10 protein-coding genes and 1 pseudogene are annotated in these 12,655 nt (G+C 41.7%); all 11 read left to right on the forward strand.

Annotation, left to right across the window (positions count from 1 at the left end; genetic code table 11):
* The first annotated feature begins 17 nt into the window (after positions 1-17).
* The 11 genes and pseudogenes from V6E90_RS05805 to V6E90_RS05855 all read left to right on the forward strand — a co-directional run bounded on the left by V6E90_RS05805 (position 18) and on the right by V6E90_RS05855 (position 12,606).
* Positions 18-935: a phage tail tube protein gene (locus V6E90_RS05805; RefSeq protein ID WP_332604779.1), complete on the forward strand. Its 918-nt coding sequence runs from the start codon at positions 18-20 to the stop codon at positions 933-935.
* A gap of 88 nt (positions 936-1,023) precedes the next feature.
* The gene (locus V6E90_RS05810) at positions 1,024-1,539 is read left to right on the forward strand and encodes a hypothetical protein (RefSeq protein WP_332604780.1); all 516 of its coding nucleotides are present in this window, start codon (positions 1,024-1,026) and stop codon (positions 1,537-1,539) included.
* A 98-nt stretch (positions 1,540-1,637) separates the two neighbouring features.
* Positions 1,638-1,796, forward strand: a complete 159-nt coding sequence (locus V6E90_RS05815) for a hypothetical protein (protein WP_332604781.1) — start codon at positions 1,638-1,640, stop codon at positions 1,794-1,796.
* An 88-nt stretch (positions 1,797-1,884) separates the two neighbouring features.
* A pseudogene (locus V6E90_RS05820) lies at positions 1,885-1,999 on the forward strand (hypothetical protein).
* A gap of 94 nt (positions 2,000-2,093) precedes the next feature.
* Positions 2,094-2,597, forward strand: a complete 504-nt coding sequence (locus V6E90_RS05825) for a hypothetical protein (RefSeq protein WP_332604784.1) — start codon at positions 2,094-2,096, stop codon at positions 2,595-2,597.
* A gap of 84 nt (positions 2,598-2,681) precedes the next feature.
* Positions 2,682-7,016, forward strand: a complete 4,335-nt coding sequence (locus V6E90_RS05830) for a tape measure protein (RefSeq protein ID WP_332604785.1) — start codon at positions 2,682-2,684, stop codon at positions 7,014-7,016.
* Between the two features lie 102 nt (positions 7,017-7,118).
* Positions 7,119-7,805: a hypothetical protein gene (locus tag V6E90_RS05835; RefSeq protein WP_332604786.1), complete on the forward strand. Its 687-nt coding sequence runs from the start codon at positions 7,119-7,121 to the stop codon at positions 7,803-7,805.
* Between the two features lie 110 nt (positions 7,806-7,915).
* Entirely contained in the window at positions 7,916-8,314 is a 399-nt protein-coding gene (locus tag V6E90_RS05840; protein WP_332604787.1) for a hypothetical protein, read from the forward strand.
* The gene (locus V6E90_RS05845) at positions 8,314-8,820 is read left to right on the forward strand and encodes a DUF1833 family protein (RefSeq protein ID WP_065342020.1); all 507 of its coding nucleotides are present in this window, start codon (positions 8,314-8,316) and stop codon (positions 8,818-8,820) included. The genes V6E90_RS05840 and V6E90_RS05845 overlap by 1 nt, the downstream gene beginning before the upstream one ends.
* Positions 8,817-9,179, forward strand: a complete 363-nt coding sequence (locus tag V6E90_RS05850) for a hypothetical protein (RefSeq protein WP_332604788.1) — start codon at positions 8,817-8,819, stop codon at positions 9,177-9,179. Before V6E90_RS05845 ends, V6E90_RS05850 begins: the two co-directional genes overlap by 4 nt.
* A complete protein-coding gene (locus V6E90_RS05855) occupies positions 9,172-12,606 on the forward strand; it encodes a host specificity factor TipJ family phage tail protein (protein WP_332604789.1) in 3,435 nt (1,144 codons plus the stop codon). Before V6E90_RS05850 ends, V6E90_RS05855 begins: the two co-directional genes overlap by 8 nt.
* Positions 12,607-12,655: the final 49 nt, after the last annotated feature.

Raw genomic sequence — 12,655 nt, forward strand, 5'->3', positions numbered from 1 at the left:
ATTTGGGAGAACTATAAATGAGTTCAGGCGCAAAAATCCGTTTATATGCTTGTGAAGAAGCAGTGTTGGGAACTACTCCAGCAAATCCAATTTGGTATACCGTCCGCCGTGTTTCAGATGGGTTATCTGAAAACGTTTCAACAGAACAAAGTAATGAAGTGGTGGATTCACGCTTTCGTCAGGGTGCAGCTGTAACAGAAGCCGAGGTTACTGGCCAATTGGAGTTTGAATTGTCGATCGGTACTTTTGATCTATTCCTAAGTGTCTTGGCATTCAATAACTGGGCTGCAAATGCAATCAGTTTTGGCGGTGGTGTACGTAAATCGCTGACCTTGGTAAAAGTCTTTGAAGATATTGGCCAAGTCTTTATCTATCGTGGTGTGCAAGTTAATACAGGTGAAATTACGATTCAAACTACAGGAAAGATCACAGGTAACTTTGGTCTGGTTGGTAGTTCATTTACCCGTCAACAAGTCAATCCTGTAGTGAATCCTGTAGCAGCGTCAAGCCGTCCCGTGGTCAGTATGCCAAATGTTGATAAGCTGCTGATTAATGGTCAGTCAATTCAAGGAAAAGCTTGTCTGCAGTCACTCACATTGTCATTCAACAACAATTTAGAAGCCATTCGCTGTATTGGCTCAGGCAAATATACACCAGAGTTTTATTTAGAGAAGATGATGGATATTGAGGCGAATGCTTCATTCATGTTCTCTGCTACATCTGCAGCGTGGATCGATGCGATCAAATCCCGTGATGTGTTTACGCTGACGTTTGATATTACTGATAGCAAAGGCAGTAAATACTCGTTGAATTTCCCGCAGCTCGAAGTGATGGAGGCCAATCACCCTGACGGCGGTGGTGATGACATCATCACTGTGGATATCAACTTTGCCCAGGTGCGAACCAGTCCGACCATTGTGCGAGCATTGATGTAATTAGCGCGTGTTGAAATATTAGATTAACTCAAACCAAAGCCTATGGGATGCCATGGGCTTTTTTAATTATTAAATTTCAGAGGTCGTTATGGCATTAAAAGTTGGTATTGTGAAAAGTTCTGTCGTGTCTAAATGGTGCGAGTTTAAAGATGCTGCAGGTAACGTGGTAGCCGAATTCAAGATTCGCGGAATTGCTTATAAGCCCTTTCAAGTTGCGATCGAACGAGCAGGCAATCAGATTTCATCCAAAGGCTATGATGTGATGGACATTAACCCAGGTGACAAGCTTTACCATGAATTGCTAATGGATGCTTGTGCTGCCCATCTGATTGAAGACTGGAAAAGTGTAGTGTTTGCAGAAGTAGTCGAAGGTAAAACAGTTGAGACTGATCAGCCTTACACTGCAGAGAATGCATCTAAATTGTTTAATCTCGGTGATATTGGTATTTCAATTTGGTTGTTCATCAAAACTGAGGCTCAGAAGATCCAAGAAGATGCTGATAAAGACAAGGCTGATATCCTGGGAAAGTCATTGAACTCTACAAGTACCAAAAAACCTACGCGTCGAAAACGCCGCACGAAATTGAGCAAATCAAATTCTTAGGTGGTCATATTCCTGAGCCACCCGAATCATCTTATGCCGCTGAGTCTATCTTGCTGGCATTTGGTACGATTTGCAGATCCAGACGATATGAACAGGGTATGCCGTTATCTATAGATCAGCAGGCTATAAATGTTTATGCCGAGCATAATGATTTGCCTGTTGGTCCACATATCTTTAACGATTGTATTTTTGCTTTGGATGATTTGTTTTTAGATGAAGTGCATAAAAAATCTAAAGCCAAAAGTAAAAGTGGGTGAGTTATGTGATAATAATTTGACCTCCTTTGTTAATTAAGTTGTTGAAGTAACTGCTATAATTTTATGGTGTATTTAAAGTGCGTGAGTTATGGAAATATATAAGTTTTTAAAGAGCTTTAATACAGTGGGGTTTTATCTAACTGTGGCCAGCATCTTGCTAGCATCACTTATTTTTTATTTTTTACTTTCTAAATCCAAAATAAGTGTTAGATAAACAAAAGCCACCTTCGGGTGGTTTTTTAATGACTTCATTTAATCCATTTGTTAAATTATGCTTTGATTTAAGAGGGTGGTTTTATGAAAAAGATTATATTATTGAGCTTGGTTTTGGGTTTGGTTGGATGTGCAACAACAGGTTCTGCGCCTGAAGTTTCCTCTAGTGGTTTTGATGGGTCTAAGAGAGTATCGATTGATGGGCACAGTGTTGCATGCGATCAAATGGCATGTCCTTTAATTGGCGCAATTTGGTCAAGTAATACCCCCGACCTTGTTGGTTTAAAGATTTCAGTTATAAATACGATCGTTTCTATAAACTCAGTCGATTTAAATGTAGATGGAGCAATTATTAAACTAAGAGAAAATAAATTAACCGATTTTTCTAATGACATGATTTTAGAATCCAGCAAACTATTTGTTACGGATTTGACAGTGGTAGATAAGATCCTAAATGCAAAAAGAGCTTGGATTCGTGTAAATACGAACAAAGGTTTAATAGAAAACCCTATTATTGATGGCACAAAAGATAGTAAAGCTTATCACGCATTGAAAAGATTTAAAGAGCAACTAAGTGCTGCTAAGTAAAATATTTAATAACTTTATTTTTCATTAAAGTTTACTCAAACAAACCCGCGAAAGCGGGTTTTTTATTACCTAGAGGATAGTAATATGACGCAAGAATCCCGCCTAGTCATTGTTATTGATTCAAGTAATGCCGAACGCAATAGCAGAGCTTTATCCCAAGAACTCGCAAACATTGAGCGAAGAGGTGACTTTGCGACTCAATCCACAGATCGACTTGGAACAGCAACGCGTCAATTGGCGGGTTATATGGCTGGATTGCTAACTGTTGGGGCAGCAGTATCTAAAATGGATGCATATACCAACTTAAACAACAGACTTCGTTTAGTTACCGATAGCCAAGTAGCGTTAAATAAAGCAATGCAGGATACATTTGATATTGCTCAAAGATCTGGCGCGGAGTGGGGTGGAACGGCGGCAATTTATCAAAAGGTTTTGTATAACAGCGAGAAACTAGGATTAAGCCAAGAGAAAGTCGGAAAAATTACAGAATCAATTTCTAAGTCAATTAGTAACTCTGGATCAAGTGCACAAGCAGCTAGTGCGGCGCTTTACCAGTTGGGCCAAAGTTTTGATAAATCCAATCTAAATGGGGATGAATTTGTCAGCATGAGCGAAAATGCAGGTTACTTGATGGAGGTATTCGCAAAAGGATTGGGTGTAACTCGTGCCGAATTAAAGGAAATGTCATCCCAGGGATTACTCACAACTGACAAAATGATTCAAGCCATCGAAAAAATGTCAGGTTCAATTGAGGCTGATTTTGGGAAAACCAATTTCACAATCGGCCAATCATTTATGCAGTTATCAAATGCTGTGACTAAATTTACAGGTGAGGCCGGACAATCTAGCGGAGCTGCATTATTTTTATCAAACTCATTACAAGGTTTAGCCAAAAATCTTGAATCAATTGCAAACGTTGCAGTATTGGGCGGGGTTGCTTTATTAACAAAAATGATTCTGACTCAAACTGTAGCAGTTAAAACAGCAATAGGCACAAGCATAGCTAGACGTGCAGCACAAGCGGCAGAAGCAGAAGGTGTTGTTAGACTAACAGCATTAGAAGTTCAACGACTCAGACAGGTTACTGCTGTTGCTGCCCAAGAGGTTAATCTTGCCCGTTTGGAGTACAACAGTGCAACTACGCGGAGTGCTCGCGCAGCAGCAACAATTCGTTTAACGCAGGCTGAAATTGCTCACAGGATTGCTTTGAATCAAACAACCGTGGCAATTGGAGCAAACACGGCAGCGCAAAATGCTTTAAATACTAGCCGCGCAATTGGTGCAAGAATGCTTGCATTAGTAGGTGGGCCCATTGGTGCCATTACTTTAGGTGTTACTACTTTAGCAGCAGGCTATATGTATCTTCAAGGTCGTACTGAAGCCGCTACTAAGAAATTAGAAGAGCAGGCTAAAGTAGCCGAGAAAACGAGCGAGGAACTTAAAAAACTACAAGGTACTGAACGTAAAACAGCAATTAATGATTTAACTAGCGCATTTGAAGCCCAGAACAAGGAGTTGAAGAAAACAGAGCAAAGTGTTGGCGCTGCACTGATTGAGATCCAGAATTACGGGCAAGGAAACGTTGAAATTACGCGAATCTCAAATGCTGCACGTCTAGGTACCATCAGTTATAAAGAGGCAGTCGAGCAATTAGCAGCACTGAAATTGCCGCCAAATCTAAGAGATGCGCTTAAGGATCAAATAGACAAGTACAATGAGGCTTATGACAAAGCAGACAAAACCAAAACCGCAATTAAGCTGTTTGGAATTGAGGTCGTCATAACTGGCAATAAAGCTCAAAATGCAGCGATTGAACAACAGAAACACACCAATGCAATCAATGAAACCAAGAAGGCTGCAGATGATGCATCTAAATCATTGGAGCAAATGTATGCTGATCGACGTAATTATGCTGAGTTCAAGCGTATTCTGATTGAAACTTATGGTCTTAGTAAGGATGCTGCTGAAGAGCTGGCTAAGGCTCAAGAGAAAATGGGTGGTTTTAGCACACGCTTAAGCTCGAAAGTAGTCCAAGGTGTACTAAAAACAATTGAAGTGGAGCAGAGATACAAGAATGTTGTAGATGAAATTAATAGTAAGGAAAAAGAACGCACTAAGGACCTTGAAAAGCAACAGAAGGTTTTAGCTGTAAATGCAAAGGTTCAGGAAAATGCTGCAAAGTTTGGATTTTCTAATATTGAATCCAAATATAGACTACCTTCAGGGACACTATCTGCGATTCACATGATTGAATCCAGAGGGGATGCAAAAGCCTATAACAAAGATACTGGTGCAACTGGAGGTTTTCAGTTTTTATCTGGTACCGCTAAGCAATACGGCGTTAAAGATCGAACCGATTTGGCCCAGTCTGCTGAGGGTGCGGGTAAGTATATGTCTTACTTACTCAAATTGTTTAAAGGTGATCTGGAGAAAGCTGTACGGGCGTATCATGCTGGTGAGGGAAATGTTCAGAAAGGTAAAGGTATTGGTAAATATAACAATCAATATTGGAAAGACTTTCAGGGCTATTTAGCAGGCATCAATGGGTATTCAGCTGGTGATATTTCATCAAATGATTTTTCAAAGATGCTTAAAGATGATTCTAAAATGGCTGAAGAGCAGGCGCGTTTACGGATTCAACTTGAGAGTGAAGTTGCAGATCAAACAACTAAAATACGTAATGATCTGGTTCAAAAGTTAGAGGAGGTTGATAAAGCTAATTTTAGTCCTGAGCGAAAAGCAGAGATTATTGCAGAACTTAAAGCCCGTGCTGAAAATGATATTGCAATAGCACAGGAATCATTACGCACAAAATTGGATGACTATAAGAGCTTCACCAAAAGTGAAGAACAACTTTTGAAGGAAAGCTTTGCTAAACGTCAATTTGATGCTGAACATGATCTGGAACTATCTAAAAAACAGCGTAAGGAAGCTGTTAATTTGTTAGCTCAACAATTGCAGCAAGAACTAGGTCTGCTTAAATTGGCTCAAGAGCAACGCCTATTTCAAGCTAAATTATTTCTACTTTCAGAATCCGAGGCAATGCAGGAACGATATCGTCTGGAACGGGAAGAAATAGCGAGAACTGCAAAAGATGATGATGAGAAGCGTAAACGACTCGCATTATCTCGAGATCAAGAGCGACTGGAAACCCTTGATAGAGTGGCAAAAACTGGTCAGGCTTGGGGTGGTATTCAATCAGATTTGAATAACAATTCTGACTACTATCGGCAAGCTCAGGAAAGACGCGATCAGACTGGGGCGGCATTAGGTTTGGCTGATAGTCGACGGGCAGCAACAAATCTAAATGAACAAAATTCATTAGATTTAATCAAAGCACAAATGGATCGGCAATTAATTAGTCAGCAAGAGTTTGAAAATCAGAAAACGGCGATCTTACAGGCCGCACAAGATCAACGGAATATTATTGCTGCAGAGTATGCTCAAAATGCCAAAGATATTGAGGATAAGTATCAGCATGAGCGGCTGAATACTCAGATCATGTATGGCCAGCAGATGATGGGCTCTTTAACCGCTTCGTTTGGTTCCATGTTCGGTGAGCAATCTAAAGCTTACAAGATTATGTTTGCTGCTGATAAGGCCTATGCGATTGCTGCAGCGGGTATTGCCATTCAGCAAAACATTGCACAGGCAGCAAAAGTAGGCTTTCCATACAACCTGCCATTGATTGCTGGTGCCGTTGCACAAGGTGCCAGCATTATTGCAAACATCAGGGCAATCAAGGACCAGGGCTTTGCTGATGGTGGTTATACAGGTAAAGGTGGTAAATACGAGCTTGCTGGATCTGTTCATAAAGGTGAAGTAGTTTGGTCGCAGGCAGATATTAAACGTTGGGGCGGTGTCAATTTAGTTGAGAGTATGCGTAAGAGTGCAAACCCTGAAGCATTTCTCAAGAACAATGCATCATCTGATGTTATGCGCCGTGCGATGATGAGTTCACAGGCATTTATGGATGCCCAAAGGAATAAAGATAATCAGATTATCTATAAGCCTAACAAGACTGCAGATACTTCAAGGATTTCTACAGGCTCGGAATTGGTCCACGATGGCAAAGTGTATTTCTCGCCTAATGGACTTGTTCAGGATCGTTCAAATCTTGAGGATGTATATGACTTTACTTTGGGAAGATCTGCACGTCCTCAGGTTGAGACGATTGCATCAGTACAACCAAGTGCACCTTCGATCAACTTTAAGATTGAGGTGGTGAACCAAGTGAAAGGCGTAGCGGTCGAAGCAGAGCAAGTGGATGAAAATACTGTCCGGCTTATTGTTAAGGATGAGCTGGAGAACACTCTTCCACGCGCGGTACCAAGGATTGTCAGTGAACAGATGGATGATCCGAGTTCACCAATCAGCCGGTCACTTTCAAAGAACACAACTGCACGGCGTAATCGTTAATGATATTAAGCCACCTTTCGGGGTGGCATTTATCGTCTTTTAATTGACTTACTTTGTAGACGGTTGTTTATTAAAAGAACAATAATACAGAGACCACAAATAATGAAAAAAATAATTTTAGTTTTTCTAATGGGAAATTTAGCAACAGCCTGTACTTTACTTAATCCAGCTAGAATGCAAGCACCTGCTGGCCCTCCAAATATTATAGTTCAAGGGACGCATGACTTTGTGACGGGCGATATTATTGAAATGCAAAAATTAGTTTATTTTAATGCTTATGCTAATGCTCTTTCAGCGGAAGGGGTAATAGTTAATCAAGGGAAAATTTCGAATAAAACTCCAACTGCGCTTTCTAGTGATCCTTATAGATACTTTTATGACACAGGCGCTAGTTATTGGTCGGCTATTTGTACTGATTATTTCAGAAGATCTGAATCTACAAGTAATCAAAGATTAAATGCTAGAAGACAGACAAATTTGGTGGGGGGATTAACTTCTGCTTTATTAGGGCTGTCTAATGTTCCTTCTGCTACTGTAGGGGGAATTGGGGCAGCTTTTAGCGCGGTAGATAGCGGTTTTGATGCTTATGACAATAGTTTTTTGATAAATATGAACTTAGGACTATTAAGCGGAGCAGTTTTTAAGCGGATGGACGAAATATACAAAGCGAATGAAACTAAGAAATTTGCTAATTCTGGTCAAGTATTCTTGGCATTAAGAGAATATTCAGAACCTTGTACGCATACTGGTATGAAAAGAATTCTAGATGAATCGTTAAAGAAGCCTTAAGAAAGCTCCGATGATATTTCTAAATAATTGTAGATATTACTGATTGTAATTGAATGTAAATTTTATTTTTTAGCGCCATTAGGCGCTTTTTTGTTGCCTAAAGGAAAGTAATGTACAAGTTAAAACTGAATCCCCAAACCAATGGCTATGGCGTGACACTAGGTGATGATGTGAAGCGCCAACAGTTTGATGGTGGTAAAGGCCGCTACTACATCGATGTTAAACGCAACAGCCATATTGTCGATGTGAACTGGAGCCTCAGCAAAGTCGATTTCAATAAGATGATGGCATTCTGGCGGGTTTATCAAAGCATGCCTGCATCATTCTATGTGGATCTGGTGATCGATCAGGGTACACGTCAGCAATACCTATGCAACTTCATTCCAAATTCACTCAAGACCAATGAGGTCAACGGCAATTTGTATCGTGTTAATGCTCAGCTTGAAGTTGTTCAAAACCAGAAAGACTTGGCTGCAGATCAAGCACTTATTAGGGATTGGGTGGTGTAATGGATCAGGAATATGCAAAGTTCTTTCTCAATCGCACGGTCGATATCTATCAGCTGGAGTGTATAGAGCTGACACACCCATCATTCATCAATACTTATCGTGTTGTGCGTAATGATGATCAAGGCGTCTATGTGCGTCATCAATCTGATGGCAGTCAACTGTTCTATGAATATCTGCCAGCCAAGATTCAGAGATCGGGAATGCTCGGCGATCTGGACCAATCTCTAACGGTTTCAATTTCAGGGCTTGGTGACGTACTTCCTGATGAGTTTGAGCGAGTGATGGAGGGGCAATATCCTGATATTAAGCCAACAGTAAATTATCGTCTGTATAGCTCGGATAATCTCAATTCACCGATGTATTACCTACTTGGGCTGCAACTCTCAGGCGTGGCCATGGACCATAAAGCAGTGACATTCAAAGCTGAATCACCACGACTAAATACCGCCAAGACAGGGGATATCTTCTCACTGGATCGCTTCACCGGTCTTAAGGGGGCTTTATGAAAAGTCATGATCATTTACTTAATCGACAATATGATCAGGAACGTTATAACTGTGTTCACTTTGCGCATGAGGCGGCAATGGATCTCTATGAAATAGATCGCCGTGAAGCTTTAGAACTTTTCATGCAGCCTAAGGGCGAAATTACATTTCTTCCTTCGCGGTTGAAATTACTTAATCCACTACCCATGCCCAAGGAAGGCTGCATTGTCGCCTTCCATCCAAGACAAAGAAACAAGCCCCCGCATGTGGGGCTTTTTCGTGGGGGTAAGGTTTTGCACCTGATGGAAAGTGGTGTGTCTTATTTATCTGAACAAGTCGTAATGGCAATGGGGTTTAATCGGGTCAGTTACTATGATTAAGATTATTTATAAACAAGATCCTTTATCTGAAAAGAACGTGATAGAGCATGCTGCCACAATTGGCCAATGGCTCACAGCAAAGTATGAGCACATGCCTGAGCATGTCCGTATCTTTCACAATCCAAGTGATATGGAACATGCTGAAATTTCGGTAGCTAATGAGGTGACACCGAAAAATTCGCATGACTTGCAGCAACTCGATTTTCTTCCTGGCACATTCATTGTGATTGAAAACCCTAAAGGAGTTGCAGCTATTGTTGCTGCTGTGGTTTCTTTGGTGATTGGCGTTGCTGTGGCTTTATTGATGCCAACGCCGTCGATTGCCCAGACTAACCAGAATAACAATCAGTCTTCATCGGCAAATAACGAGCTTTCAAGCCGTGAGAACAAGATGCGGGTAAATGGCCGTGTGGCAGATATTTTGGGCGCAGCATGGGATACGCCTGATCTAATCGCTGTGCCTTACAAAGTATACGAGAACAATGTTGAGGTTGAGCATATTGTGGGGTGTATTGGCCGTGGCCACTATCACATCAATGGCGCGTATGACGGTGAAACTAACATTGTCGATATTGCTGGTGCATCGATTGAAGTATATCGCCCAAATGTCGACATTGTAGCGGGTGAACCTTACTTCTCTTTAGGGAGTGAAATTACAACTCCGCCGCTATCAGTTCAGCAACAAAACTCGGTGAATGGTCAGATTCTTCGTTCTGCAGATACTCAGTCAATGGAAGGCAATAATTATCTACACTTTGGTTATCCAAATGAGTTGTTAAGAGCCTCCTCAGACTTAACGGATTTTACAGCCAAATTTGTCAGTAACGACCAGGTGCAGATCAGTAATGCTTCATTTACGTTTAATCGCCAGAGCTATGATCTGAATGGTACTTACAGCGTTTTGTCGGTTGCTGATGACCGTATGGCATTATCTAATCCAGCAGCGGTCAATCCCAACTGGCTTAAATTAAAAGAATTGAGCGGTCAGAAGACTGCAGCTTTGTCTCCAAAGATCTCATCTTTTGGTGAGAAGTGGATCGGCCCATTTACCTTGGACAACGTTGAGCGTAGCCGTGTTCTGTGTAATTTCGTGGCAACCAATGGCCTATATGCCGTTTATAACGGCAATATTCAGGGTGCCTTGAATATCATCCTTGAAGTAGAGGTAACACCCGTCAATGAAGCGGGTGAAGCGCAGGGCAACCCAATGCTGCAGCGAATCACAATGAAAGGTTCTTCAAAATCGCGTCAGACAGTGGGTGTCACGCTAGATATGACCACTTTTCAGGGTCGTTGTAGTGTTCGTGCTCGCCGTGTAACTGGAGCGATTTCAGCGCCGAATGTTGTGGATGAGGTGAAGTGGCAAGCGCTCTATGGGGCATTCCCATTACAAAGCACAACGTACCACAGTGAAACGATTTTTCGTGCCAGAACATACGCAACCACAGGCGCTTTATCTGTTAAGACACGGAAGATCAATTTTGATCTGCAGCGTATGTTGCCAACATATAAAGATGGGGCAATGACTATTGAGCTGTTTCCGACATCAAGCTTTGCTGATGCTTTAGTTGCGATGGCACTGGATGACAAGATCGGTCGGCGTTCGATTGATGAGATCGATCTTGAAAATATCTATCGCACTTACTATGAGGTAGTGGATTATTTTGGTACACCGTTGGCAGCTGAGTTCTGTACTACTATTGATGATACAAACATATCATTTGAAGAGTTGGTAACCAATCTTTGTGATGCAGTATGTTGTACGGCGTATCGTCAAAACAACAAACTCAAGTTGTATTTCGAGAAGCCAACAGATAACTCGGTCCTGTTATTTAACTTTAGAAATATTTATCCCGACACGTATCAAAAGGATCTGAGTTTTGGCGTGATGGATGACTATGATGGCTTGATCTATGAATACACAGATCCAGCTGATGACAGCCGTATCAATATCTATTTACCAGACAAGAGCATAAAAAAGCCGAAAGAGGTCAAATCGGTTGGTGTACGTAACAAGTGGCAAGCTCATTTCAATGCGTACCGGCTTTGGAACAAGATGCGCTTCCAGCGTAAATCTATAACCTTTGACGCTGCTTCTGAATCTGAGTTGTTGGTTTTACGTGATCGTATTGCCGTGGCTGATTATCGCAATGGCATTCACCAGAGCGGTGATGTGGTACAGCAAGAGGGTTTAATCCTGACCTTGAGTCATGAAGTTGATTTTATTGCAAGTAAAAGCTATGTGATCTATTTGCAGATGAGTGATGGAAGTGTTGATCTAATTCCTGTGACTGCAGCTAACTCAAAATACAAAGTGATTTTAGGGCGATTGCCAAGCAATCCATTAAAGCTCAGTCCTGATGATTTTGTGAATACCACCTATATTGTAGTCAACGATGATACCAAAGGATCTTTGCCTTATCTGGTGGCCAAGAAGGAACCGGTTGATCAAATGACTAATACGCTTACAGCGATTAATTATGATGAGCGCTATTATCTCAACGACAAGGACTTTACTGACTCACCAGTGGATGATAAGCCTCTTTACATCCGTTATGACCAGCTTGATATCAATCTGGCTCGTCTATATCAGATGCAACGGGGTGATTTACCAAAGACAGGGGAAATCACTTTTATTGTTGAGCCTGGCATTCTTATTTTAAGTTCGAGTGCTTATCGGGATGAGCTAAAACTCATTCATCAACTTCAATATGATAGGCCAAAATCTGTCTATACCGTTCCTGCGATGAAGGAAGTACCTGCAATCGATACTGGTAAGTTCCCGCCAGATTTGGTGGTGAACTTGATCATTAAGGGGACTGTCGTTGGTCGGGGTGGTGATGGCGGAGTTGCTCATGCCGCATATCGTAGCGGCACTACAAACACTGCTGATGATGTGTATACGAAAACACGGCGCGATGGGAATGCAGGTGCACCGGGCTTAATGAACCAGCACAGCAAACTGAACCTTATCATTGATGGTGGTATCGTGGCTCGTGGTGGTTCTGGTGGAGGGGCTACCCCAAGTGGTCTGAGTAATAAATATGCCATTGGGCTTATGGGGGTGCCAGGTGGTGGCGGAGCCCCGTATGGACGAGTTCTAACCGATGTGCCAATTATACAAGAAGTACCACGCTTCAGGGCGTTCTTTGACAATAACTATATTGTCGACAAGGTGAGTGATGCCACTTTTGATACACCTGGAAAAGGTTATCAAAAACTGGATAGTGATTATTCTACACCTGTCTCTGGTGGTGGTGGTGGCTGGGGCCAACGTGGTACCAATTCAGCGAATACCGGCACATGGAACTGGAGCTATCATGGAACTCTTGAAGGGCTGGCAGGATCAGGTGGACCAGCCATTATTGGTATCCCATTACAGACCATACAGATAATTAATGGAGGACGGATTTTACAAACGCTTTAACAGTCTAATTTACTCAGAGCACCCATATGGGTGCTTTTTTATTGTCTAT

Source organism: Acinetobacter sp. ESBL14 (genome assembly GCF_036668815.1).
Lineage (GTDB): Bacteria > Pseudomonadota > Gammaproteobacteria > Pseudomonadales > Moraxellaceae > Acinetobacter > Acinetobacter gyllenbergii.

What these genes read in the sequence shown, in the direction of transcription:
- V6E90_RS05835 (WP_332604786.1), top strand. Translation starts at nt 7,119, where the DNA reads ATGAAAAAAATAATTTTAGTTTTTCTAATGGGAAATTTAGCAACAGCC.
- V6E90_RS05855 (WP_332604789.1), top strand. Translation starts at nt 9,172, where the DNA reads ATGATTAAGATTATTTATAAACAAGATCCTTTATCTGAAAAGAACGTG.
- V6E90_RS05825 (WP_332604784.1), top strand. Translation starts at nt 2,094, where the DNA reads ATGAAAAAGATTATATTATTGAGCTTGGTTTTGGGTTTGGTTGGATGT.
- V6E90_RS05810 (WP_332604780.1), top strand. Translation starts at nt 1,024, where the DNA reads ATGGCATTAAAAGTTGGTATTGTGAAAAGTTCTGTCGTGTCTAAATGG.
- V6E90_RS05805 (WP_332604779.1), top strand. Translation starts at nt 18, where the DNA reads ATGAGTTCAGGCGCAAAAATCCGTTTATATGCTTGTGAAGAAGCAGTG.
- V6E90_RS05815 (WP_332604781.1), top strand. Translation starts at nt 1,638, where the DNA reads ATGCCGTTATCTATAGATCAGCAGGCTATAAATGTTTATGCCGAGCAT.
- V6E90_RS05845 (WP_065342020.1), top strand. Translation starts at nt 8,314, where the DNA reads ATGGATCAGGAATATGCAAAGTTCTTTCTCAATCGCACGGTCGATATC.
- V6E90_RS05850 (WP_332604788.1), top strand. Translation starts at nt 8,817, where the DNA reads ATGAAAAGTCATGATCATTTACTTAATCGACAATATGATCAGGAACGT.
- V6E90_RS05840 (WP_332604787.1), top strand. Translation starts at nt 7,916, where the DNA reads ATGTACAAGTTAAAACTGAATCCCCAAACCAATGGCTATGGCGTGACA.
- V6E90_RS05830 (WP_332604785.1), top strand. Translation starts at nt 2,682, where the DNA reads ATGACGCAAGAATCCCGCCTAGTCATTGTTATTGATTCAAGTAATGCC.